Below are 21,637 nucleotides of genomic sequence, written 5' to 3' on the forward strand. Positions count from 1 at the left end.
AACCACCATGAAAGACGAACTGTTCTCCATGAAATCCCTGGCCGGCGCGGCCGGTGCCGCCGCAGTCGGTCTGGCCATGTCCACCACGCCCGCGTTCGCCTCGGCCGATCTGGATCACGGCTATCAGCAGGCCGGCGGGTACACCCAGCTCGCCGAGGGGGCCTGCGGGGAAGGCACCTGCGGGGCCAGCGACGACGGCGACAAGGACAGCGAAGGCGCCTGCGGCGAAGGGACCTGCGGCGGTTCGGGCGAACCCGACGACAAGGATTCGGAAGGCGCCTGCGGGGAGGGGACCTGTGGCGGCTGAACGGATCGCCCCGGTCTGCCCGGCCCGCGTCAGCGGCGCCGGGCTCGGCCTGCGGCGGGGCCTCCTGGCCCCGCTGGCCGAAGCGCCGGAGGCGAGCGACTCCCCGGGATTCTTCGAGGCCGCGCCGGAAAACTGGATGCACCTGCGCGGGCGTCTGGGCCGGGTCTTCCGCGAATATACCGAAGCACACCCGTTCGCCTGTCACGGCCTGTCCCTGGACATTGGCGGACCGCGCCCCCTCGACCGGGAATTCCTGGCAGCACTGCGGCGCTTCCTCGACACCCATGGCATCGACGACTACAGCGAACACCTGTCGGCCTGCGGCGACGGCTCGGGCCATCTCTACGACCTGATGCCGCTGCCGTTCACCGAAGAGGCCGTGCACCACGTGGCGGACCGCGTGCGGACGGTTCAGGATGTGCTCGGTCGGCGTGTGGCCCTGGAGAACGTGTCCTACTACACACCCCTGTGGACCGACCTCGACGAAGCGACGTTCATCCGCGCCGTGCTGGAGGAGGCGGACTGCGATCTCCTGCTGGATGTGAACAACATCGTGGTCAACAGCGTGAACCACGGCTATGACGCCGCGACCTTCCTCGATTCGCTCCCGCTGGAGCGGGTGCGCTACATCCACATCGCCGGGCACGACGACGAAGCCCCGGACCTCAAGGTCGACACCCACGGCCAGCCGGTGGGAGACGAGGCCTGGGCCCTGCTGGCACGCGCGTTCGAGCACCTGGGAGCGGTGCCGACCCTGCTGGAGCGGGATTTCAACCTGCCGCCGCTGGAGGAACTGCTGGCGGAGGTCGAGGCCATCCGGCGGTTGCAACAAGCGGTGCCGCGGCAGGACCGACTTGCCGGGGTGGAACATGCCTGACACGGACGCCCGGGCGCTCCAGGAGGCCTTCGCCCGCCACCTGCGCGATCCGGACCGATACCCGCCGCCGGAGGGGCTGGAGGACCGCCGACTGGCGATCTACCGGCGACTGTTCATCAACAATGTCTCGGGCCTGCTGGGGCGCGGCTTTCCGGTGCTGCGCAGGACGCTGACGGAAGACCCGTGGCTGGCGCTGGTGCGCGATTTCTATCGCGACCACGGGTGCCGCACGCCGTATTTTCCGCAACTGGGCAACGAATTCGTGAGCTATCTGACCGACGGACGCCCGGCCGCCGCCGGCGACCCGCCGTTTCTCGCGGAGCTGGCGCACTACGAGCGCGTGGAGACCGAGCTGTTCTACGCCGACGAGGAGCCGGACGAAGCCTGCGACCCCGAAGGCGACGTGCTGGCCGGCATCCCGGTTTTCTCGCCCGCGGCCCGCCTGCTGGCGTACCGCTTCCCGGTCCATCGCATCGGGCCGGAGTTTCGCCCGCAGGCGCCGGGCGATTCACCCACCCTGCTGCTCGCCCGTCGCGCGCCGGATGATCGCATCCGCTTCGCCGAGCTGAACCCGCTGGGCGCGCGTCTGCTGTGGCGCATCATCGAAGAGCCGGCGGCGGGCCACGAGCAGATCCGGCGCGTGGCCGGCGACTTCGGACTCGAGCCCACCCCCGAGCTGACGGCCAGCGGTCGCGAGCTGCTGACGCATTATCGCGACCTCGGGGCCATCCCCGGCACGCGGGCAGCCATGGACTAAGTCCAGGCCGCCACCGCGCTGCGGTAGAACCCGGGGTCGCTGGTGGTGGCGCCCTGCAGGGTGCACACGCGAGCGGCGAATTCGAGGGCACGGTGCAGGGTGCCTTCCCAGCCCCAGCCGCGGCGCAGCCCCAGGATGGCGACGCTGGCGAAGGCGTCGCCGGCGCCTACCGCGTCCTGCATGGCTTCCACCACCGGGGCACGGGCGCGCACGGGCTGGCCGGCGCGCGGATGGATCTCGGCGCCGTCGGCGCCCAGGGTGACGATCAGCGCGGACTGGATGTCGCAGGCCTGCAGGCAGTGATCGGCGCGCTCCGCCCCCGGGGTGTCCGGGAACAGCGTGGCCAGCTCGTCGGCGTTCAGCTTGACCACATCGGCACCCCGGAGCAGGTCGCGCACGTCCTGCGGGTCGTACCAGGGCTCGCGCAGGTTGGCGTCGACGAAGCGGCGTTCGCAGCGCCGGCGCAGGGCCGCCAGCAGCTCGCGGTTGCCGCTGCGCAGGGCCAGCGTGCCGTGATAGAGCAGCGGGATGCGGGCTGGCACCGCGGGATCGACCGTCGCGGGCAGGTCGTCATAGGCCTGGTCGGGCAGGATGTGATAGGCGGGCTCGCCGTCCTCCACCGTCACCTGCACCGCGCCGGTGGGGGCCTGTGGGTGCGTATACAGTGCGTCTTCCGCCAGGCCGACCTCGCGCATGGCCTCGCGCACGCGTCCCCCGGCGGCGTCGTTTCCCACACCACCGACGAACAGCACGGGTTCCCCCAGCTGGTGCAGGTTCCAGGCGACGTTGAACGGGGCTCCGCCCAGGACTTCACGGCCGTCCGGAAAACGGTCGAACAGGACTTCACCAACGATCACGTCGGATACTTCCGGCATTCTCGAACCCTCCGGTCAGTCCGGCGCAACGGCGACGATACGGTCACGGCCCTGGCGTTTCGCGGCCAGCAGCGCCTTGTCGGCCAGCTCGAAGGCGGTGCCCTCGGGCGCGTCGGCACGCAGCTCCGTAAGGCCCCCGGAGATGGTGACCTTGAGGCGCTTGCTGCCGGCCCTGACCACGATGGCGGCCACTTCGCGACGCAGCTGGTCGGCCTGTTCGCGGGCGGCCTCCAGCGGCTGATGCATCACCATCACGAACTCCTCGCCGCCGTAACGGGCGACGAAGTCGGGCTCACTGACGCGTTCGGCCAGCACCTCGGCGACGGCCTTGAGGATGCGGTCGCCCGAGGTATGACCGTATTCGTCGTTGATACGCTTGAAATGATCGATGTCCCAGACGATCAGGGAGGCCGGGCCGGCATCGGCCGGGAAGGCGGCCATCCGCTGGTCTAAGGCGTGCCGGTTGAGGAGCCCCGTCAGCTTGTCGCGGGTGGCCTCGTCCCGCGCCCGGGACAGACGTTCATGCAGCCCGGCAACCTGGTTCTCCAGCTCCTGGCTGCGCGCACGCAGGGCCCGGTTGCGCTCCAGGGCTGCCAGCAGTTCGGCCTCGCGGGTATCGCGGAAATCGCGGACCCGGTCGGCGACCCGGTCGAGGCCCTCAACGACCTCGCGGCGCATGGTGTCGATGTCGGTGATGTCGACCACGCGGCCCTTGATGCTGCTGACATCCCCGGAGATGTTCTCGTGCAGCTCGCGGATGGACGTCCGCGTGCGTTCCGAGTGGTCGTGGTCGGCCGACAGGGCCGAATCCACGTCATTCAGGCGCGAACGGATCTCGCCCATCACCTCCGAGAGCTGCTCGCGCTCGGCCAGCGCCTGGCCGCAGTTCTCCTGCAACGCGGAGAACACCCGCGCGAGACTTCGCCGCGTCAGGTCCGCGTCTCCGCGTTCCGCGGCCTGATGGACCTTTGCGAGGTCTTCGGCCAGAAACGTGAAGCCCTGCAACCCGCTCTCCAGCGCGGCCAGCAAACCGGCTTCCAGGTCCTCGCGCTGGTCCTGCTGGCGGATGGTGTCCGCCAGCCGGGCACTCATGCGATCAAGGGCCCGGGTATCCTCGGGGTTGTCTTCGATGGTGCGCGTCAGGTCATGCACCGCGCCCTCGAGATCGGGCTCGCGGGCCGACAGTACGGCCAGGGCGCGCAGGGCCACGCGTCGGAGCGAACGCATGCGTTCGCGCTCGGCATTGAGCGCCGACTCCAGTTCGATGACGTTCTTGCGCAGGTCGTTGTCGGCCATGGCTCTCCCCTGTACGGGCGCCCATTACAGCTGATGGGCGACCTGAATGCCACCGCCGAATCCCGGAAATGCGGCGCGCGGACCGGTCAGGCGGGAGCGGTCCCGGCGGCCAGACGTTCGCTCGCGGGGAGCTGGATCTCCACACCCACGGGCAGATGATCGGACAGCGCAACGTTGTAGACCCGCATGTCGGACACGTGCAGGTCCGGGGTCAGCAGGATGTGATCGAACACCCGCTGCGGGTCCCAGGCGGGATAGGTGGCGGGGCAGGCCATGGGTTCCATCAGCCCGGTACGCGCGACGAGGCGGCGGATCTCGGGGCTGTCCTGCTGGCAGTTGAGATCGCCCATCACCACCGCGTGCGGCTGATCCTCGATGCGTTCGGCCACATAGTCCAGCTGCTGGCGACGTGCGCGCCGACTCAGCGCGAGGTGCAGCAGGAACAGCACCAGCTCCTCGCCATTCCCCATTGCATACCGCGCCTCCACCGCCCCGCGTCCGGGCAGCGGCCCGGGCAGGCTGTGCATCTGCACATGCACCGGCTCGATCCGTGAGAACAGCGCCAGTGAATGCTTGGCGATCTGGCCCAGATCACGGTTGATGCGGGTATACGTGTGGGGGAAGTCGGCACGCTCGGACAGCCAGCTGGACAGATCGACGAAGCGCGAGCGCAGACTGCCGCCGTCCAGCTCCTGCACGCCGACGATGTCGAAGTCACGGATGAAGCGGGCGACACGCTCCAGGTTGGTCATGCGCCCGCCGTAGGGCAGCACGTGCTTCCAGCTGTTGGTGACGTAATGATGCAGACGCGAGGAGTGGATGCCCACCTGGGCATTGAAACTCAGCAGACGCAGTCGGTGGCCCGCAGCCTCCGGCTGCCACACCAGACCACGGGCGGGTTCGTCGGTCTCCGCGGACACGCCGTTTTCCGTCATGGTGTCATCCTTCCTGCCCGTCATCCCTCACGGGACTCCTGTTCAGAAGGGACAGACGAGATCCCCCAGGCGTTCCGTGAGCTTGAGATTTTCAGAATAGTCGACCGGACAGTCGATGACGGTGACTCCGGGGCGCGCCAGGGCGGAACGCAGGGCCTGTTCCAGACTGTCGCCGGGCTCGATGCGCATCCCTTCGGCCCCGAACGAGCGGGCGAGGGCAACGAAGTCGGGGTTGCCGAAGTCCACCGAGGCCTTGCGGCCATATTCGCGTACCTGCTTCCATTCGATCAGGCCGTAGGCGCTGTCATTCCACACCAGCACCACGAAATTCTGGCCCAGGCGTACGGCGGTCTCCAGTTCCTGCACGTTCATCAGGAAGCCGGCGTCTCCGGTGACCGCCACGACCTGGCGGCCGGGGTCCAGCGCGGCCGCGGCCACCGCCCCCGGCACCGCGATGCCCATGCTGGCGAACCCGTTGGAGATCAGACAGGTATTGGGCAGCTCGCAGCGGAACATGCGCGCCATCCACAGCTTGTGGGCACCTACGTCGGTGATCACGACGGCGTCCAGCGCGGCGGCGGTGCGCAGATCCCAGATGATCTTCTGCGGCTTCATCGGGACACCGGTGTCCTCCCGATGCTCGTTCATGTCGTCGATCAGCAACTGGCGCAGGGGCCGCAGCACGGTCTCCTCGCGCGGGCTGACCCGCTCCGCAAGATCCCGCAGACAAGTATCCAGATCGCCGATTACCTCGGCCTGGATGTCGTAGTGGCCGTCGATCTCCGCCGGGGAGGCATCCACGTGGATCAGGGTGCAGTCACCCTCCGGGTGCCACAGTGACGGCGGGTATTCGACCAGGTCGTAGCCGATACACAGGACCACGTCCGCCTTGTCGAAGCCGAAGTGCACGTAGTCGCGGCTCTGCAGGCCCACGCTTCCCAGCGCCAGCGGGTGGCGGAACGGCAACACGCCCTTGGCCATGAAGGTGTTGGCCACCGGGATATTGAGGGTCCCGGCGAAATGCGCCAGGGCCTCGCTGGCGCCCGAGCGGATCACACCGTTACCGGCCAGGATCAGGGGATGCCGGGCTTGCTCCAGCAACCGTGCAGCGGCCGCCAGGGACGCCTCCGCGGGCACCGCCGGCGCCCCCGAGTGGACCGGCAGCGGCGCCACCGGGCAGGGCTGGGATGCCACGTTTTCCGGCAGCTCGATGAAACTGGCCCCCGGCTTGCCGCCCTCGGCCCACTTGAACGCCTTGCGCAGGACCTCGGGCAGGATCTCGGGCTCCACCACACTGGAGGCGTATTTGGTGACCGGACCGAACAGCCCCTTGAGGTCCAGGACCTGGTGGGATTCCTTGTGCAGCCGATGGGTGCTGGCCTGGCCGGCGATGGCCACCAGCGGCGCGTGGTCCATGTTGGCATCCGCCACACCGGTGATCAGGTTGGTCGCACCGGGCCCCAGGGTCGCCATGCAGACCCCGGCCCGGCCGGACAGGCGGCCGTGGACATCGGCCATGAAGGCCGCGCCCTGCTCGTGGCGGGTGGTGACGAACTCGATCGGCGAGTCCTCGAGGGCATCGAGGACCGCCATGTTCTCCTCGCCGGGCAGGCCGAAGACCCGTTCGACCCCTTCCTGCTCCAGACACTGTACCAGGCGCCGTGCGGTGGTCGGCGACGGATCGGACATGCGTTCCCTCGAGGGTCGGGCCGGGGCGCTCAGCCCCGGGCCTCGGCGATCAGATGATCGGCGATCTCCAGCATCTGCTCGTGACTGGTGGTCATGCTGGCCGAAACCACGGATTCGCCGTTGACCACCATCGACGGGACGCCTTCCAGACGATACTCGCGCACACGCTCGGCGGAGCGGCCGACCTGGCGCGCCACGTCTTCCGAACGCATCGCCTCGCGGAAGGCGTCGGCATCCTGATCCATCTGGTTGACGAATCGCAGGATCGCGCTCTCCGAGCGCATCTCGCGCCCCTGCTCGTGAATGGCGTCGTAGAAGGGCTGATGGATGGCATCCACGATGCCCAGTTGCTCCGCCGCGTAGTAGACCCGCGCGTGCAGGGCCCAGACATCGTTCAGCGGGGCCGGCATGTACTCGAATTCGATGTCATCGGACAGTTCGGCTTTCCACTCCTGTACCAGCGGCTCGAACGAGTAGCAGTGCGGGCAGCCGTACCAGAAGGCCTCGACGACCTTGATCCGTCCTTCGTCCAGACCGTAATCGACGGGCGAGTCCAGGCGCATGAAGTTGCGCCCCTCGGCGAAGTCGGCCAGCAGGCGGCCGGACGCCAGCAGGGCGCCCGTACCGGCCAGAGTTCCAAGAAACTGACGACGCTTCATTTACAGTTCTCCGTAGGAATGCAGACCGGACAGGAACATATTCACGCCCAGGAAGGTAAAGGTGGTCACGAACAGACCGATGACCGCCCACCAGGCCATGCCCGGACCGCGCCAGCCCTTGGTGAAGCGCATGTGCAGCCAGGCCGCGTAGGTCAGCCACAGGATCAGGCTCCACGTTTCCTTCGGGTCCCAGGTCCAGTAGCCGCCCCAGGCCTCGGCCGCCCACATGGCGCCCAGCACGGTGGCGATGGTGAAGAACGCGAAGCCGATGGCGATGGCCTTGTACATCACCCCGTCCAGCGCATCCTTGCTCGGGATGCGGGCCAGCACACGGGAGTCGGGACGGGTGCGTTCCATGCGGTGGCGCACCAGATAGGCCACGCCCAGCATCGCCGCGATCGCGAATCCGCCGTAGCCGACGAAGTTGGTGGGCACGTGGATCTTCATCCACCAGCTGTTGAGCGCCGGCACCAGCGGTTCGACCATGTGGGCGTCACGATCGAACATGTACCACAGCAGGAAGGTGGTGGAGGCCGCAACCACCAGCATCACGAAGGCACCCATGCCCCGCTGGCCGGTACGCTGTTCGTAGTACAGGTACATCAGCGCGATCATGGCCACCATCAGCACGAACACCTCGTAAAGGTTGGCGACCGGGATGTAGCCCCAGCTCGGATCGTGCAGATAGATCTCGCGCCAGCGCACCATCAGGGCCATCAGGCCCGCGCCCGCCGCGATCCAGGCGAAGGCCCCGCCAACGCGATAGGGGAAGTCGGAACGCGAGAACAGGCCCACGGCATAGGCAACCGTGGAGAGGTAGACCATCACGCTCATCCACATCACCCCGGCCTGGCCGGAACCGATGTAGTTGAGCCAGAACACGCTCTCGCCGCGCGCCAGATCATCCCCGTACAGCCAGACCCCGAACAGCGAAAGCGCCGCCACGATGACGGAGAACAGCTGCCAGGGCCGCCAGAACCAGCCCAGCCAGGCGCTCATGCCGGCCGCGAGGATCAGGCCGCCGGTGTCGTAGCGGTCCATCATGTGGCCGTACATGGCATAGGCCGTGACCGCCACCGCCAGGACCAGGGCCATGTAGGCCCAGTCCCGCAGAAGCAGCTGCCGGAAGAATCCGGGCCGTTCGAAATCCAGGGCCTCGTGGGGTACAGACATGGGGCGCTCTCCTCCGACTGCGTGCGACTTAGTCGTTCTTGTTGGTTGCAGAATCCGGCGATTCATCGTCGCCAACGTTCTTCTGCTCGATGATCCACCGTTTAAGATGCGCGAAGCGCTTCTCGAATTCCACCCGGTGACGGTTGCTCGTGCCCGCCATCACCACGTGGGTGCCGCTGCCGTCCTCGTTCGGACGTGCCACGATCCACAGACGCTGGTAGGACACGTAGAACATCAGGAAGATCCCGATGATCAGCATCAGGCTGCCGGTGTACACCGTGCTTTCGCCCGGTGCCTTCGCGATCTGCAGGCCCGAGGCCTCGCGATGGTCGAAGTCGTCCAGGCGGAAGAAATACGGCGAGCCGTAGAAGTTGAGGGCATTGATGGCCGAAACGGCATCTTCCAGCCAGCGCTGTTCCGCCTCGGTGATCGCCACCACGCCTTCTTCCTCCAGGACTTCCATGTACAGGCCCTGGAGCCCGGAGTTCAGGACCTGGAACAGCAGGCCGCCGAGCTGCTCGCGCTGGCCTTCGGGGATGCGCTGCTCGATCTCGGCGTCCACCGCAGGGTAACCGCCTTCGGCGAAGGTCTGCATGAGCATGCTGACGGTGCGCGCGATCGCCTGGCGCCCTTCTTCTCCGCCCATCATGTCCTCCGAACCCCGCGCGGCCTGCTGCGCGACGGCCATGCGGACCTCGTCATCGTGAAGCATGGTCAGATAGGTGCGGAAGCGATCCAGGGAGTCATCCGCGTCCGCCGGGATGAACAGGTAGGAAAATTCCTCGGCCGGACTCTCGCGGACACCGCTGAGGAAATATTTCGCGCCTTCCTGCGGGATCGGATTCTGGTAGTTGCGGTAATAGAGTCCCGCGCCGGTGCGGTCCACCAGGCGGAAATCCACGCGCGGGCCGAGGAACACGTTTTCTTCCTCGCCCTCCTCGTTGAGCAGGGCCTGGGTGTTCACCACGGAAAAGTCGATGAACTCGATCGTCAACTCCTCGCCGCCGGGGGCCGGGATATCCATCTCGTCAAAGATCCGGCCCGGAAAGTCCACGCCGCGCAGGGCGCCTGCGCCGAGCGGGATGGCCTCCATTTCGAGACGCGTACCGCCGTCGGCGAAGCTGGACTGGTAGATCGCATAGCCATTGTAGATCAGCGGGTCGTTTACGCTGATGGTGGCGCGCAAGGGTTCGTCGCGCTCCGGATCATGGATGACCAGGTCGCTCTCGTAGGACTGTTCCGCGCCGGTGGAGAAGCGTTCGATCCGGAATTCCTCCAGCTCGACCCGGAACGGCAGATCCTGCACCAGATACCCCTCGCGTACCGGCAGGAAGACCACGTTGGCCGAGGCCCCCTCGGGGATTTCCACACTGCCGCGGAACGACGGGTTGCTGACCGGGACGCGCGAGATCTCGGGCACCTGCGATTCGGGGATGGAGCGGGTCTCGATCTCGACGTTGCCCATCCACTCGTTGACCTTGAGCAGGAACTGGCCGTCGAGCAGCGCGCCCACGCAGATCACCACGATCCCCACGTGCGTCAGCAGGTAGCCGAGGCGGTTCCAGCGCCCCTTCATCGCGGCGACGACCGTCTCGCCGTCTCGCGTCTTTTCCCGCGCCCGGAAACCCTGGGCCTTCAGAACCCGGCGGGCATGGGCGAGGAAATCCTCCTGCGACTGCCCCAGATCGCCGGTAGAGCTGGCCGGGAAGGAACGCAGGGACTTTTCCTTCACCTGCAGGTTGTAGCGGCGCAGGTCCTTGAGGATGCCCGGCGTCTGGCGGTAGACACAGAAGGCGGTGGAAACCACCAGGAAGGTCACCACCAGCAGGAACCAGGTCGCCGAATACACCTGGTAGAGCCCCATCCCGGCGAAGATCTCGTGCCAGAAGGGCCCGAACTGGATCAGGTACTCGGTGTACGGCTCGTTCTGCACCAGCACGGTGCCGATCACCGAGGCGATGGCCAGGGCCACCAGCAGGGTGATCGCGAGGTTCATCGACCCCAGGAATTCGACGATGATCCGGCTGCGGCGCGGGGTCCGGGCCTGACGGCCGGACGAGGACTCGGAGCCCGTCCGGTTGCTGCGTTCGGAGGCCCCTGCGGGCTGATGGGATTCTGCCATGTTCAAACCTGCGTTAATCGCCCCGAATGTGTCGGGACGCGGTCGGAAATTCAATTTCCACGACATTCCGCACGGACGCTGGGTTCCGGCGCTGCGTGGAGGGCGCGGGAACAGACGCCCCGCCTTCCGACTTCATTCCGGTATCCGGGTTCCCGCCCGTGCATTTTCCGGAACCCGAAACAACGAGGGGGCGGCCACGGCCGCCCCCTCGTAAACCGGACGAACCCGGAGCACGCCTGCGCACCCGGGCCGTACGTACCGTGCTCAGTTCGGCTGCAGGCCGGCCATGTACTGGGCCACGGCCTCCATGTCTTCGTCCGACATGTTGCCAACGATGCCGCGCATCATCTGGCCGTTGTCGTTGCGACGTTCGCCGTCACGGAACTGCTGCAGCTGGTCCAGGCTGTAGGTCGCGTGCTGACCGGCGACCTTGGGGAACATGGCCTCCGGATTGCCCTGGCCCTGGGCGCCGTGGCAGGCGATGCAGGCGGCCACGCCTTCCGACGGGATGCCACCACGATAGATCTGCTCGCCGCGCGCGACCACGTCCTCGTCTGCGGTCTCGGTCGTGATGCTCTGCTCGGCGTAATAGGCCGCCAGGTCCTTCATGTCCTGCTCGCTGAGGTCGGCGACCTCTCCGGCCATCAGGTTATCGTGGCGGAGCTCGCCATCCTGGAAGTCGCGCAGCTGCTTGGCCGTGTACTTCGGGTGCTGCCCGGCCAGCTTGGGCCACTCGGGATTGGTGCTGTTGCCGTCGGCCTGGTGGCAGGCGGCGCAGGACTGCGAGAGTTCCTGACCGCGCTGGGGATCGCCCGCCTGGGCCGCCGAGAGCGGGAGCATCAGGGAGACGGACAGGGCAGCAAAGAGAGCGGAAAGCTTGTGGTTCATGGTGGAGAATCTCCTGCTTGTATATGCGTGCCGGGCCTCGACCCGTTCCTTGTGCCCCGTGTAGAAGGGCGATCAAAATCTGGGGCGCAGTTTATAGCACAACGCCAGGGAACCCACAAAAGTTTCCCACTGTCCCGCTCAGCTCAGGATGATTTCGATCATGCAACCTCGTTTTCGTGAAACCGCCTTTTCCCGGGGTGTCTCCCGCCTCGACCAGCTCCCCGCGGACCAGGGGGTCGAGATCGCTTTCGCCGGGCGTTCCAACGCCGGCAAGTCCAGCGCCCTCAACGGCCTGTGCGGGCGCAAGGCCCTGGCCCGGGTCGGGCGCACGCCGGGCCGCACTCAGGAGATCAACGTCTTCACCCTTCCGCCGGCGGAGGACTGGCGCCTGATCGACCTGCCCGGCTACGGCTACGCGAAGGTCTCCGCGAAACAGCGCGAACACTGGGACCGGCTGCTGGGCGGGTATCTGCGCCGACGCCAGTGCCTGGCGGGGCTGGTCCTGATCATGGACATCCGCCGCCCGCTGACCGACCTGGACTGGCAGATGCTCGAATGGACCGGCGCGAACCGGCGGCTGCACTGCGTACTGACCAAGGCCGACAAGATCTCGCGACAGGAAGCCGAGCGCCAGCTGCACGCCACCCACGCGCGTCTGGAAGAGGCCGGAATCGAGGCTTCGCTGCAGACCTTCTCCGCGCTGAAGAACCAGGGCGTCGACGACCTGCGCGGGCTCCTTGCGGAATGGCTGGAGGAAGAAACCGCCGCGGAGGACAGGGACGGGGACGAGGACGGCGGGGCCGAACAGGGCCCATAAAAAAGTGCCCCGATCCCGGGGAGGAGGATCGGGGCAACAGCGACCTCGACAGGGGGATGCGAGGTCTTCCCGCTCAGGGAGAGAAGCGGGGAGCGCCGGGCCATGGCGCTCACTCCTTATGACGCTTCACCGACCGTGAAGTTCCCGGTCCTTCTACTGTCGGACGGCAATGCGTCACAACCCGGGAAAGCGCGCGAAACCGCGGCCCTCACTCGCGTTCCGCATGGGCCTGCAGGGTCGCCACCAGTTCATCCGCCGAAGTGCCGTGCGGATGGATTTCCAGCAGATCGCCCTCCGGCCCCACCAGGTAGGTGGACGAGCTGTGATCGATCACGTAGCCCATCGCGGACTGGCTGTCGGTCTTCTCGTAGAACACCCCGTACTGCTCCACCACCGGCTCCAGCGCATCGTGCGGGCCGGTGGCCGCCTGGATCCGGGGATGGAAATGGTCGGTGTATTCCGCCAGGTGCTCGCGGTCGTCACGCTCGGGATCCACGCTGACGAACACCGCACTGACGCGGTCCTCCAGCGACTCGGGGAGCTGCTCCAGCGCCATCCGGATCCATCCGAGACTGACCGGGCAGGCATCCGGACAGGAGGTATAACCAAAGTAGAGCCACACATACTGCCCCTCCAGATCACGCAGATCGAAGGCCTCCCCCTCGGTGGAGACCGGCAGCTGGAACGGGCCGCCGGTCACCCGGTCGGCCACCGGGATGTCTTCGTGAGTGGCGGCCTCGCCCGCGGGGGGCTGCCCGGGCACCAGCCATACATACAGCAGCAGCGCGGCCGCGGCGACGGCGGCCAGGGCCCACAGGAGGGTGGTCAGGGGAAGTCGGGACATCGTGCGCAATCCTCGGTGCAAGCCCGTACGTCAGTGGTCGCGGGCGGTGACGAAACGATACTGTACCCGCGCGGCGTCGCCGTCGCCTTCCGGCAGCACGGTCGCCGCCCATGTCATCGCCTCGGTGGTACAGACCGGCAGGGTGGTGGTGCCGGCGTATTCACCCGGGCCCACGCGTTCCAGGCGCGGGCGCTGGAAGCCCATGTACATCTCCACCCCGGCAAAATCCAGCTCGATCCATTCGGGGTCGCGCCCGTCGTGCCCGACATGCCGCAGATGCAGCTCCAGCTCCCGCAGCATGGGGACCGGCCGCGGGGTAATCTCGAGGGTCATCTCGCCTCCCTCGGGGTGCTGAGCGGTACAGGCCCCTTCATTGAGATCGCAGATCTCCGGGGTCACCACCACGACATCGTCGCCGCCGCCCCCGCCGGCCAGGTAGCGGTCCGCCGCCACCCAGCCGGCCGCCAGCAGCAGGCCCGCGACCAGCCACGGGGCCACGCGGTTGAACCCGCGGGCCAGTGATTCGAGATCCGCCATGCTCAGCCTCCGGCTCCGACAGGAGCCTCAGTGGGCATCATCCCAGTTATCTCCGACGCCGATGTCCACCAGCAGCTCGACATCCAGCTCGGCCGCCCCGCCCATCGCGGCGCGGGCCCGTTCGCCCAGGGCCTCCACTGCATCGTCGGCAACCTCGAACACCAGTTCGTCATGCACCTGCATGATCATGCGGGCATCGAGCCCGTTGCCGTCCAGGTCCCGCGCCATGCGCACCATCGCACGCTTGATGATGTCGGCCGCGGTGCCCTGCATCGGGGCATTGATCGCCACCCGTTCGGCCTGCTGCCGGCGGGCCCCGTTGCGGCTGTTGATCTCGGGCAGGTACAGCCGGCGCCCGAACAGGGTTTCCACGTAGCCCTGCTCGCGCCCGCGTTCGCGCGCCCGCTCCATGTAGTCGTGCACGCCGGGGTAGCGGTGGAAATAGCGGTCGATGTACTCCCGCGCCTCGGCCTGCTCGATCCCCAGGTTGCGCGCCAGCCCCCAGGCCGACATGCCGTAGATCAGGCCGAAGTTGATCGCCTTGGCCGCGCGCCGCTGCTCGCTGCTGACTGCCTCCGGATCAGCGCCAAAGACCTCGGCCGCGGTAGCGCGATGGATGTCCAGCCCGTCGGCGAAGGCCTGCAGCAACCCGGCGTCCTGCGACAGGTGGGCCATGATCCGCAGCTCGATCTGCGAATAGTCGGCCGCCAGCAGACGATAGCCGGGTGCGGCAATGAACGCCCGGCGGATGCGCCGGCCGGCCTCGGTGCGCACCGGGATGTTCTGCAGGTTGGGCTCGGAAGACGACAGGCGCCCAGTGGCCGCGCCGGCCTGGTGATACGAGGTATGCACCCGCCCGGTCTCCGGGTGGATACGCCGCGGCAGGGTCTCGGTATAGGTACTGCGCAGCTTGGACAGGCCACGGTGCTCCAGGATCAGCCGGGGCAGGGCGTAGTCGTCCGCCATCTGCTCCAGCACGTCCTCGGCGGTGGAGGGCTGGCCCTTGGGCGTGCGCCGCAGGACCGGCAGGCCCAGACGCTCGAACAGGATCTCCTGGATCTGCTTGGGCGAGCCGAGATTGAACTCGGTACCGGCCTCGTCGAAGGCCTGTTTTTCGATGCGCTCCATCTCGTCGGCCAGCTCCTGGCTCTGCTCGCCCAGCAGGTCCGGATCGACCTTCACGCCGGCGCGTTCGATGTCCGCGAGCACCGGCACCAGCGGCATCTCGATCTCGCGGTAGACGAAGGCCGGGCCCTCGGCCTCGTTCAGGCGCGGCCGGAACAGGGCGTCCAGACGCAGGCAGATGTCCGCGTCCTCGCCGGCATAATCGGTGGCGATGCCGACATCCACTTCGGCGAACGGGATCTGTTTCGCCCCCTTGCCGGCCACGTCCTCGTATTTCGTGGTGCGGTGATCCAGATGGCGTTCGGCCAGCGAATCCAGGTCGTGCCGGTTGGCGCCGGCGTCGAGACAGAACGACTGCAGCAGGGTGTCATCGACGATCCCGTGCAGCACGATGCCATGGTTGCCCAGCACGTTGCGGTCGTACTTGAGGTTATGGCCGAGCTTGCCGTGTTCGGCCGATTCCAGCCACGGCCGCAGGCGCTCCAGGGTCGCCTCGCGCGGGAGCTGCGGATCGGCGTCCGGACCGCTGTGGGCCAGCGGCAGGTAGTACGCGGTACCTGCCTCGAACGCGAAGGACATGCCGATCAGCTCGGCCCGCATCGCCTCCAGGCTGCTGGTCTCGGTGTCGAACGCGACCCGCGCGGCGCCCTGCAGGCGTTCCAGCAGCTCCGTGAATGCCGCCTCGTCCCGCACGGTGTGATATTCGGCCGCCTGCCCAGGATCGGCATTACCGTCGTTACCGGAGGCAGCGTCGCCGGCGTCGCCGCCTTCCAGCTCCGCGCGCCAGCGGGAGAACCCGTGGTGGCGCACCCGTTCCAGCAGCTGCTGCGAATCGGGCTCGCGCAGCTCGAGGTCATCGGGGCCCAGCGGCAGATCGACATCCCGGCGCACGGTGATCAGCTCGCGCGAGGTCGGCAGGCGATCGGCCGCAGCGCGCAGATTCTCGCCGATCTTGCCGCCGATCTCGTCGGCCCGCTCGAGGATGGTGTCGAGGTCACCGTACTTCGCGATCCATTTGGCCGCGGTCTTGGGCCCCACCTTCTCGACCCCCGGGATGTTGTCCACGCTGTCGCCCATCAGCGCGAGGTAGTCGACGATCTGCTCCGGCTCCACGCCGAACTTTTCGCGCACGCCGGCGGGATCCAGCACCGTCCCGCTCATGGTGTTGACCAGGGTCACGTGGCCGTCCACCAGCTGCGCCAGGTCCTTGTCGCCGGTGGAGATCACCACATCCTGCCCGGCAGCCGCGGCGCGGTCGGCCAGGGTGGCGATCACGTCATCCGCCTCCACCCCTTCCACGCACAGCAGCGGGAAGCCCATCAGCTGCACCAGCTCGTGCAGCGGCTCGATCTGCGCCGCCAGCTCCTCCGGCATCGGCGGCCGGGTGGCCTTGTATTCGGGGTAGATCTCGTCGCGGAAGGTGGGCCCCTTCGCGTCGAACACCACCCCCATGCGCTCGGGGGCATAGTCCGCGCGCAGCTTGCGCAGCATGTTGGCCACGCCGTAGAGCGCCCCGGTGGGGTGGCCGTCGGGGGCGGTCAGCGGGGGCAGGGCGTGGTAGGCCCGGAACAAGTAGGAAGAACCGTCGACCAGGACGAGCGGGGCTTGCGACATCATGCGGATCCGGCTGGGCTTGCGAGGGAAGCATTCTAGCAGGCTGCGGGCCCCGGCCCGAGCAGCGCCGGCGCGATTTGTGCGGCCGTCGGGCCACGGTTAGTCTAGGCGCCCCAGAGTGCAAAGAACGCGCCCCCCATGAACGATCACGATCGAGCCGAACACCCCGGGCTGCGGCCCATCGACGACTCCTCGCTGACCCGCGAGAGCTGGAAGATCTTCCAGATCATGGCGGAGTTCGTGGAGGGCTTCGAACGCCTCGCGCACATCAAGCCCTCGGTCAGCGTGTTCGGGTCGGCACGCATCCCGTCCGACCACCCGGACTACCTGCTCGCGGAACAGATCTCGCGCCAGCTGTCGGACGCGGGCTTCGCGGTGGTCAGCGGCGGCGGGCCGGGCATCATGGAGGCCGCCAACAAGGGCGCGTTCGCCGGCCATTCCCCCAGCATCGGGCTCAACATCCAGCTGCCGCACGAACAGCACGCCAACCCCTACCAGGACATTGGCCTGGGGTTCCGGCACTTCTTCTCGCGCAAGGTGATGTTCGTCAAGTACGCCTCCGCCTACGTGGTACTGCCGGGCGGCTTCGGCACCCTGGACGAGCTGGCCGAGATCCTGACCCTGGTGCAAACCGGCAAGACCCGCCGCATCCCGGTCGTGCTGGTGGGCAGCAAGTTCTGGGAAGGCCTGCTGCAGTGGTTCGAGGACGCGCTGGTCACCCATGGGACCATCGATGCCGAGGACCTCAATCTATACTCGGTGGTGGACACCCCCGAGGAGGTCGTGGACGTGATCTTCGAGTACTACGAGGCCCGCAGCTTCGAGCCCTCGGCGGAAGAGAAACAACGACTGATGGAGCTCTGATGATGACGAGCACCCGCGCCACGGCGCTGGCCGCTGCCCTGCTGGGCCTTGTTCTCGCCGCCGGGCCGCTGGCGGCGCAGGACTTCGAAGACGCCCCGCCACCGCCCGACATGCCCGACGAGGCCGCCGGCGACGAGCCCGCACCGCCGCCGGTGCTGGACGAGCGCGCCCGCCAGCTGCAGGAACTGGAAGAGGCGGACGTCATCATCATGGAGCGCGATGGCGAGCGGCGACGCGAATATCGCGTGGACGGTGAGCTGGTGATCGTCGAGGTCACCCCGGCCGCCGGTCCGACCTATTATCTGGTGGACGTCACCGGGGAAGGCGATCTTGAACGCCGCGACGACCTGGCCCCCGGTTTCACCCCGCCCCGCTGGAGGATCCTGGAATGGTAAGCACGCAGTCGACCGTGGAACTGCCGGTCGCGGGTGCCGCGGCGCTGGAAGCAGCCTTTGCCGCTGCCCGGGCGGCCGGCGCTCCGCTGGGGCTGCCGGCCGATGGCGATGCCCCGCAGCTTGACGGGGATCGCGCGCACTGGACCCTGGAGCGCGGCAACGCCGCGGAGCCCGGGGCGATCGCCAGCGGTCCCGGCACGCCGGAGGCGCTGGGGCGCCTCGCGGCCCGCTGGCAGGCCTGGCATCCGGCGGAGGCCCTGCCGCAGGACGGCGTCTGGCGCCGCGGGGTACTGCAGCAGCAGCTGCGCGAACGTACCGAAGACCTGAGCGCCACCCTGGACGAACAGGCGCGCGAACAACTGAACCGCGAGCTGCATCATCAGGGGCTGTACCGGTTCGAGGACCTGCCGGTGGCCGGCAGCTTCTGGCGCTCGGTCCGGCGGCACGGCGAACACACCGGACTGGCGGATCTGACGCTCCCGCCGGCCCCCGTGCCGGCGTTCTGGCAACTGGCGCGCATCGCGCTGGCGGTGGCCGTCAGCGAGACGGGCGAGCTCGATCGCGAACGCTACCGCGCCCTGCTGGATGGCTATCACCGCGAGCGCCCGCTGAGCGCGATCGAACGCGGCGCCGCCCCGACGCTCCTGCGCATGGCCGCGCTGGACGACTGGCTGGAATGCATCGAGGCCGGCCACGCGCCCGCGGGCCCCGATCCGCGCCTGGCCGGCCTGCAGGACGCCGGCACCCGGGTGCAGTCGGTATGGATAAGGCCCGCCGCCTGATGACCCCGCGAGCCTCCCTCGCGGGGCTTGTGGCCCTGGCCATCGCCGGGGCGCCGGGCGTCGGCGTTCTGGCCTCCACCGAGGTCCACCGCTGGGTGGATGAAGACGGTGTGGTGCATTTCTCCGACGAGGCACCCGGCGACGGGCGCAGCGAACGCATCGAAGTTCAGGAGCCGATGGGCGCCGTCCCCCTGGAGAATGCCCGCGAGATCCTCGAACGCCCGATACGGCGGCCGGGAGAAGACCCGACGGACGACGCCCCGGAGGAAGACGCGGCCGCGGACGAAGAGACCGACGCTGAAGACGAAACTTCGATCGAGGACGTCCCGGTGCCCGTGGAACTGGTGGATTTCTGAGCCAGCCACGGGCATCGCACCACTTTGATGCACAGAATGCCCTACAATGGGGCAATGACTGCACCTCATCAGAGCGCCACCGCACAACGCCCCCGGACGAAGCGCTGCGACGCCCTCGTGGCCATTCTGGCGCACTTCATGCTTGAAACCGGGTGATGAGCCCGCATACGCCCCCTTCGCCCGCCTCGCTGCCCACCCCCCCGTGGTGGGACGACCTGTCCACGGCCGTGATGGTCACCGACGGGGATCTGCGGCTGCAGGCGATGAACGGCGCGGCCGAGGTCCTGCTGGGCCTCAGCCGCGAGCGCATCCTCGGTCACCCGCTCGGCCAGTGGCTGCATCTGGACCGCAACCTGTCCACCCGTCTGCGCAACGCCCTGACCCGGGACCAGCCGATCACCCTGCGTGCGCGGCGCCTGGAACCGCTGCGCGCGGAAAGCTTCCTGGCCGACGTGGTGATCACGCCGCTGCACGGCGAGGGTGACGAACCCGGACGGCTGCTGTTCGAACTCAGCGCGATCGACCGGCACGAGCGCATCTCGCGCGAGGAACAGCTGCAGAAGCAGCAGGCCATCTCGCGCGCAGTCACGCGCGGGCTGGCGCACGAGATCAAAAACCCGCTCGGCGGGCTGCGCGGCGCCGCGCAGCTGCTGGCCGGAGAACTGGACGATCCCGACCTGCGCGAATACACGCGCATCATCATCCATGAGGCCGACCGCCTGCGCTCGCTGGTGGACCGCATGCTCGGCCCCAACAACATGCCGCAGCGCGCCCCCCTTAACCTGCACGAGGTCCTCGAGCATGTGCGCGGCCTGATCAGCGTCCAGCTGCCGCTGGGCGTGAAGATCCGCGGCGACTACGACCCTTCGATCCCGGAGATCGAAGCGGATCGCGACATGCTGGTGCAGGCGCTCCTCAACCTGGTGCAGAACGCCCTGCAGGCGCTGGGCGACGAGGGCGAGATCGTGCTCAGCTCGCGCATCCTGCGCCAGTACACCGTTTCCGGCAAACGCCACCGGCTGGTCGCGCGCCTGAGCGTGCGCGACAACGGGCCGGGAATCCCCGAGGAGGTCCGCGAGCGGATCTTCTTCCCCATGGTCACCGGCCGCGACAGCGGCACCGGCCTCGGCCTGCCGATCGCGCAGAGCCTGGTCCAGCTGCATGACGGCCTGATCGAATGCCATTCACGGCCCGGCTCCACGCGCTTCGACATCCTCCTGCCCGTGGCCGGACCGCCCGCCAGCGAGAGCCCCGACGCATGAATCCGACGGTCTGGATCATCGACGACGACGATTCCATCCGCTGGGTGCTGGAACGCGCCCTGAGCCGATCCGATATCGCGGTGCGCGGGTTCGAGTCCGCCGACGCGGCATGGGCGGCCCTGGAGACGGAAGACACCCCGGATACCATCGTCGCCGACATTCGCATGCCGGGGCTCAACGGGCTCGATTTCCTGGCGCGCATGCAGAGCCGCGGTGACGCGCCGCCGGTCATCATCATGACCGCATTCTCCGATCTGGAGAGCGCGGTGGGCGCCTACCAGACCGGGGCGTTCGAATACCTGCCCAAGCCGTTCGACGTGGACGAGGCGGTGGCCCTGGTGCAGCGTGCCCTGGAGGCCCGCCGTGACAGCCTGGCGGCCGCAACGCCCGACGAGGGCAGCGCCGAGGAAACCCCCATCATCGGCGAGGCGCCGGCGATGCAGGAGATGTTCCGCGCCATCGGCCGCCTGTCACGCTCCAATATCACGGTTCTGATCAACGGCGAATCGGGGACCGGCAAGGAGCTGGTCGCACGCGCGCTGCATCAGCACAGTCCGCGGGCGGGGCAGCCGCTGATCGCCCTGAACACGGCGGCCATCCCCAAGGACCTGCTGGAAAGCGAGCTGTTCGGCCACGAGCGGGGGGCCTTTACCGGCGCCAGCCAGACCCGCAAGGGCCGCTTCGAGCAGGCCGACGGCGGAACCCTGTTCCTCGACGAGATCGGCGACATGCCGTTCGACCTGCAGACCCGCCTGCTGCGAGTGCTGGCCGACGGCACCTTCTACCGGGTGGGCGGGCATACCCCCATCCATACCGACGTGCGCATCATCGCCGCGACCCACCAGGACCTGGAAGAGCGGGTGCGCGCGGGGCAGTTCCGCGAGGACCTGTTCCACCGCCTCAACGTGATCCGCATCCATGTGCCGTCGCTGCGCGAGCGGCCGGAAGATATCCCGCTGCTGGTCAATCATTTCATGAGCGAGGTGGCCACCGAGCTGGGCGTGGAGCCCAAGGTGATGCGCCCCGAGGTGGTCGCGGAGATGCAGCGCCTGCCATGGCCGGGCAATGTGCGCCAGCTGGAAAACACCTGTCGCTGGCTGACGGTGATGGCCTCCGGACGCGAGGTGCACCTGGACGACCTGCCGGCGGAACTGCGCCGCGATGACGCGCCCCGGTCCACGGGCACGCCGCAACCGGGACCGGGACCGGCACAGGCCGTGCCGATCGAACCCCGGGAGTGGACCGATGAACTGGCGCGCGTGGCCCGCGAGCACTGGGAACGCGGTGACCGGGACGTGCTGGGAAGCCTGCAGCCGGCGATGGAACGCACGCTGATCCGCGAGGCGCTGCGAGCCTCGGGCGGACACCGCCAGCAGGCCGCGGCCCTGCTGGGCTGGGGCCGCAACACGCTGACGCGCAAGATCCAGGAGCTGGGTATGAACGAGGAGCGACCGTAACCGGCG

The 21,637-nt window shown here is 68.1% G+C and carries 21 protein-coding genes; 10 read left to right on the forward strand and 11 right to left on the reverse strand.

Features of this window, described 5'->3' with window-relative positions:
- Window positions 1-7 precede the first annotated feature (7 nt).
- The 3 genes from F788_RS0100260 to F788_RS0100270 are packed head-to-tail and all read left to right on the forward strand — an operon-like array spanning window position 8 to window position 1,941.
- Window positions 8-307 carry a hypothetical protein gene (locus tag F788_RS0100260; protein ID WP_018868942.1) on the forward strand — a complete coding sequence of 100 codons (300 nt, stop codon included), beginning with the start codon at window positions 8-10 and terminating at the stop codon, window positions 305-307.
- Window positions 297-1,184: a DUF692 domain-containing protein gene (locus F788_RS0100265; RefSeq protein WP_019588888.1), complete on the forward strand. Its 888-nt coding sequence runs from the start codon at window positions 297-299 to the stop codon at window positions 1,182-1,184. Before F788_RS0100260 ends, F788_RS0100265 begins: the two co-directional genes overlap by 11 nt.
- Complete coding sequence (locus tag F788_RS0100270) at window positions 1,177-1,941, forward strand: DUF2063 domain-containing protein (protein ID WP_019588889.1); 765 nt, start codon at window positions 1,177-1,179, stop codon at window positions 1,939-1,941. Before F788_RS0100265 ends, F788_RS0100270 begins: the two co-directional genes overlap by 8 nt.
- Here F788_RS0100270 and F788_RS0100275 read toward each other — a convergent pair.
- The 8 genes from F788_RS0100275 to F788_RS0100310 all read right to left on the reverse strand — a co-directional run bounded on the left by F788_RS0100275 (window position 1,938) and on the right by F788_RS0100310 (window position 11,578).
- Window positions 1,938-2,816, reverse strand: a complete 879-nt coding sequence (locus tag F788_RS0100275) for a PfkB family carbohydrate kinase (RefSeq protein WP_019588890.1) — start codon at window positions 2,814-2,816, stop codon at window positions 1,938-1,940. The genes F788_RS0100270 and F788_RS0100275 overlap by 4 nt on opposite strands.
- Window positions 2,817-2,831: 15 nt before the next feature.
- On the reverse strand, window positions 2,832-4,112 hold the full coding sequence (locus tag F788_RS0100280) for a GGDEF domain-containing protein (RefSeq protein ID WP_019588891.1): 1,281 nt from the start codon (window positions 4,110-4,112) through the stop codon (window positions 2,832-2,834).
- An 86-nt stretch (window positions 4,113-4,198) separates the two neighbouring features.
- Window positions 4,199-5,047 carry an endonuclease/exonuclease/phosphatase family protein gene (locus tag F788_RS0100285; RefSeq protein ID WP_019588892.1) on the reverse strand — a complete coding sequence of 283 codons (849 nt, stop codon included), beginning with the start codon at window positions 5,045-5,047 and terminating at the stop codon, window positions 4,199-4,201.
- Window positions 5,048-5,089: 42 nt separating this feature from the next.
- Window positions 5,090-6,736, reverse strand: a complete 1,647-nt coding sequence (locus tag F788_RS0100290) for an acetolactate synthase large subunit (RefSeq protein ID WP_019588893.1) — start codon at window positions 6,734-6,736, stop codon at window positions 5,090-5,092.
- 29 nt (window positions 6,737-6,765) lie between these two features.
- Window positions 6,766-7,395 carry a thiol:disulfide interchange protein DsbA/DsbL gene (locus F788_RS0100295; RefSeq protein ID WP_018868935.1) on the reverse strand — a complete coding sequence of 210 codons (630 nt, stop codon included), beginning with the start codon at window positions 7,393-7,395 and terminating at the stop codon, window positions 6,766-6,768.
- Window positions 7,396-8,568 (reverse strand): c-type cytochrome biogenesis protein CcsB, encoded by a 1,173-nt coding sequence (gene ccsB / locus F788_RS0100300; protein ID WP_018868934.1) that lies wholly within the window; start codon window positions 8,566-8,568, stop codon window positions 7,396-7,398.
- Window positions 8,569-8,596: 28 nt separating this feature from the next.
- Window positions 8,597-10,690: a cytochrome c biogenesis protein ResB gene (locus tag F788_RS0100305; protein ID WP_018868933.1), complete on the reverse strand. Its 2,094-nt coding sequence runs from the start codon at window positions 10,688-10,690 to the stop codon at window positions 8,597-8,599.
- A gap of 264 nt (window positions 10,691-10,954) precedes the next feature.
- Window positions 10,955-11,578, reverse strand: coding sequence for a cytochrome c (locus F788_RS0100310; protein WP_018868932.1), 624 nt, complete (start codon window positions 11,576-11,578; stop codon window positions 10,955-10,957).
- Window positions 11,579-11,738: 160 nt separating this feature from the next.
- Here F788_RS0100310 and yihA point away from each other — a divergent pair, with 160 nt between their 5' ends.
- Complete coding sequence (gene yihA / locus F788_RS0100315; protein ID WP_019588894.1) at window positions 11,739-12,395, forward strand: ribosome biogenesis GTP-binding protein YihA/YsxC; 657 nt, start codon at window positions 11,739-11,741, stop codon at window positions 12,393-12,395.
- Window positions 12,396-12,603: 208 nt separating this feature from the next.
- Here the strand turns inward: yihA and F788_RS0100320 are convergent, their stop codons facing one another.
- The 3 genes from F788_RS0100320 to polA are packed head-to-tail and all read right to left on the reverse strand — an operon-like array spanning window position 12,604 to window position 16,515.
- Window positions 12,604-13,239 (reverse strand): SCO family protein, encoded by a 636-nt coding sequence (locus F788_RS0100320; protein WP_019588895.1) that lies wholly within the window; start codon window positions 13,237-13,239, stop codon window positions 12,604-12,606.
- 30 nt (window positions 13,240-13,269) lie between these two features.
- A complete protein-coding gene (locus tag F788_RS0100325) occupies window positions 13,270-13,776 on the reverse strand; it encodes a hypothetical protein (RefSeq protein WP_019588896.1) in 507 nt (168 codons plus the stop codon).
- Between the two features lie 27 nt (window positions 13,777-13,803).
- A complete protein-coding gene (gene polA, locus F788_RS0100330; protein ID WP_019588897.1) occupies window positions 13,804-16,515 on the reverse strand; it encodes a DNA polymerase I in 2,712 nt (903 codons plus the stop codon).
- 138 nt (window positions 16,516-16,653) lie between these two features.
- Here polA and F788_RS0100335 point away from each other — a divergent pair, with 138 nt between their 5' ends.
- The 6 genes from F788_RS0100335 to ntrC all read left to right on the forward strand — a co-directional run bounded on the left by F788_RS0100335 (window position 16,654) and on the right by ntrC (window position 21,631).
- Window positions 16,654-17,379 carry a TIGR00730 family Rossman fold protein gene (locus tag F788_RS0100335; protein ID WP_018868927.1) on the forward strand — a complete coding sequence of 242 codons (726 nt, stop codon included), beginning with the start codon at window positions 16,654-16,656 and terminating at the stop codon, window positions 17,377-17,379.
- Window positions 17,379-17,774, forward strand: coding sequence for a DUF2782 domain-containing protein (locus tag F788_RS0100340; protein ID WP_018868926.1), 396 nt, complete (start codon window positions 17,379-17,381; stop codon window positions 17,772-17,774). Before F788_RS0100335 ends, F788_RS0100340 begins: the two co-directional genes overlap by 1 nt.
- A complete protein-coding gene (locus F788_RS0100345; RefSeq protein ID WP_019588898.1) occupies window positions 17,768-18,556 on the forward strand; it encodes a hypothetical protein in 789 nt (262 codons plus the stop codon). The genes F788_RS0100340 and F788_RS0100345 overlap by 7 nt, the downstream gene beginning before the upstream one ends.
- Window positions 18,535-18,912 (forward strand): DUF4124 domain-containing protein, encoded by a 378-nt coding sequence (locus tag F788_RS0100350; RefSeq protein WP_019588899.1) that lies wholly within the window; start codon window positions 18,535-18,537, stop codon window positions 18,910-18,912. The genes F788_RS0100345 and F788_RS0100350 overlap by 22 nt, the downstream gene beginning before the upstream one ends.
- A gap of 155 nt (window positions 18,913-19,067) precedes the next feature.
- Window positions 19,068-20,174 (forward strand): nitrogen regulation protein NR(II), encoded by a 1,107-nt coding sequence (glnL, locus tag F788_RS0100355; protein WP_019588900.1) that lies wholly within the window; start codon window positions 19,068-19,070, stop codon window positions 20,172-20,174.
- Window positions 20,171-21,631, forward strand: coding sequence for a nitrogen regulation protein NR(I) (ntrC, locus tag F788_RS0100360; RefSeq protein WP_019022527.1), 1,461 nt, complete (start codon window positions 20,171-20,173; stop codon window positions 21,629-21,631). The genes glnL and ntrC overlap by 4 nt, the downstream gene beginning before the upstream one ends.
- Window positions 21,632-21,637 lie beyond the last annotated feature (6 nt).

Origin of the sequence: Thioalkalivibrio sp. ALE10 (assembly GCF_000381385.1) — a bacterium.
Lineage (GTDB): Bacteria > Pseudomonadota > Gammaproteobacteria > Ectothiorhodospirales > Ectothiorhodospiraceae > Thioalkalivibrio.

Excerpts from the sequence above, each read along its gene's own strand:
- F788_RS0100260 (WP_018868942.1), top strand. The coding sequence starts at position 8 with ATGAAAGACGAACTGTTCTCCATGAAATCCCTGGCCGGCGCGGCCGGT.
- F788_RS0100270 (WP_019588889.1), top strand. The coding sequence starts at position 1,177 with ATGCCTGACACGGACGCCCGGGCGCTCCAGGAGGCCTTCGCCCGCCAC.
- F788_RS0100275 (WP_019588890.1), bottom strand. The coding sequence starts at position 2,816 with ATGCCGGAAGTATCCGACGTGATCGTTGGTGAAGTCCTGTTCGACCGT.
- F788_RS0100280 (WP_019588891.1), bottom strand. The coding sequence starts at position 4,112 with ATGGCCGACAACGACCTGCGCAAGAACGTCATCGAACTGGAGTCGGCG.
- F788_RS0100285 (WP_019588892.1), bottom strand. The coding sequence starts at position 5,047 with ATGACGGAAAACGGCGTGTCCGCGGAGACCGACGAACCCGCCCGTGGT.
- F788_RS0100290 (WP_019588893.1), bottom strand. The coding sequence starts at position 6,736 with ATGTCCGATCCGTCGCCGACCACCGCACGGCGCCTGGTACAGTGTCTG.
- F788_RS0100295 (WP_018868935.1), bottom strand. The coding sequence starts at position 7,395 with ATGAAGCGTCGTCAGTTTCTTGGAACTCTGGCCGGTACGGGCGCCCTG.
- ccsB (WP_018868934.1), bottom strand. The coding sequence starts at position 8,568 with ATGTCTGTACCCCACGAGGCCCTGGATTTCGAACGGCCCGGATTCTTC.
- F788_RS0100305 (WP_018868933.1), bottom strand. The coding sequence starts at position 10,690 with ATGGCAGAATCCCATCAGCCCGCAGGGGCCTCCGAACGCAGCAACCGG.
- F788_RS0100310 (WP_018868932.1), bottom strand. The coding sequence starts at position 11,578 with ATGAACCACAAGCTTTCCGCTCTCTTTGCTGCCCTGTCCGTCTCCCTG.
- yihA (WP_019588894.1), top strand. The coding sequence starts at position 11,739 with ATGCAACCTCGTTTTCGTGAAACCGCCTTTTCCCGGGGTGTCTCCCGC.
- F788_RS0100320 (WP_019588895.1), bottom strand. The coding sequence starts at position 13,239 with ATGTCCCGACTTCCCCTGACCACCCTCCTGTGGGCCCTGGCCGCCGTC.
- F788_RS0100325 (WP_019588896.1), bottom strand. The coding sequence starts at position 13,776 with ATGGCGGATCTCGAATCACTGGCCCGCGGGTTCAACCGCGTGGCCCCG.
- polA (WP_019588897.1), bottom strand. The coding sequence starts at position 16,515 with ATGTCGCAAGCCCCGCTCGTCCTGGTCGACGGTTCTTCCTACTTGTTC.
- F788_RS0100335 (WP_018868927.1), top strand. The coding sequence starts at position 16,654 with ATGAACGATCACGATCGAGCCGAACACCCCGGGCTGCGGCCCATCGAC.
- F788_RS0100340 (WP_018868926.1), top strand. The coding sequence starts at position 17,379 with ATGATGACGAGCACCCGCGCCACGGCGCTGGCCGCTGCCCTGCTGGGC.
- F788_RS0100345 (WP_019588898.1), top strand. The coding sequence starts at position 17,768 with ATGGTAAGCACGCAGTCGACCGTGGAACTGCCGGTCGCGGGTGCCGCG.
- F788_RS0100350 (WP_019588899.1), top strand. The coding sequence starts at position 18,535 with ATGGATAAGGCCCGCCGCCTGATGACCCCGCGAGCCTCCCTCGCGGGG.
- glnL (WP_019588900.1), top strand. The coding sequence starts at position 19,068 with ATGAGCCCGCATACGCCCCCTTCGCCCGCCTCGCTGCCCACCCCCCCG.
- ntrC (WP_019022527.1), top strand. The coding sequence starts at position 20,171 with ATGAATCCGACGGTCTGGATCATCGACGACGACGATTCCATCCGCTGG.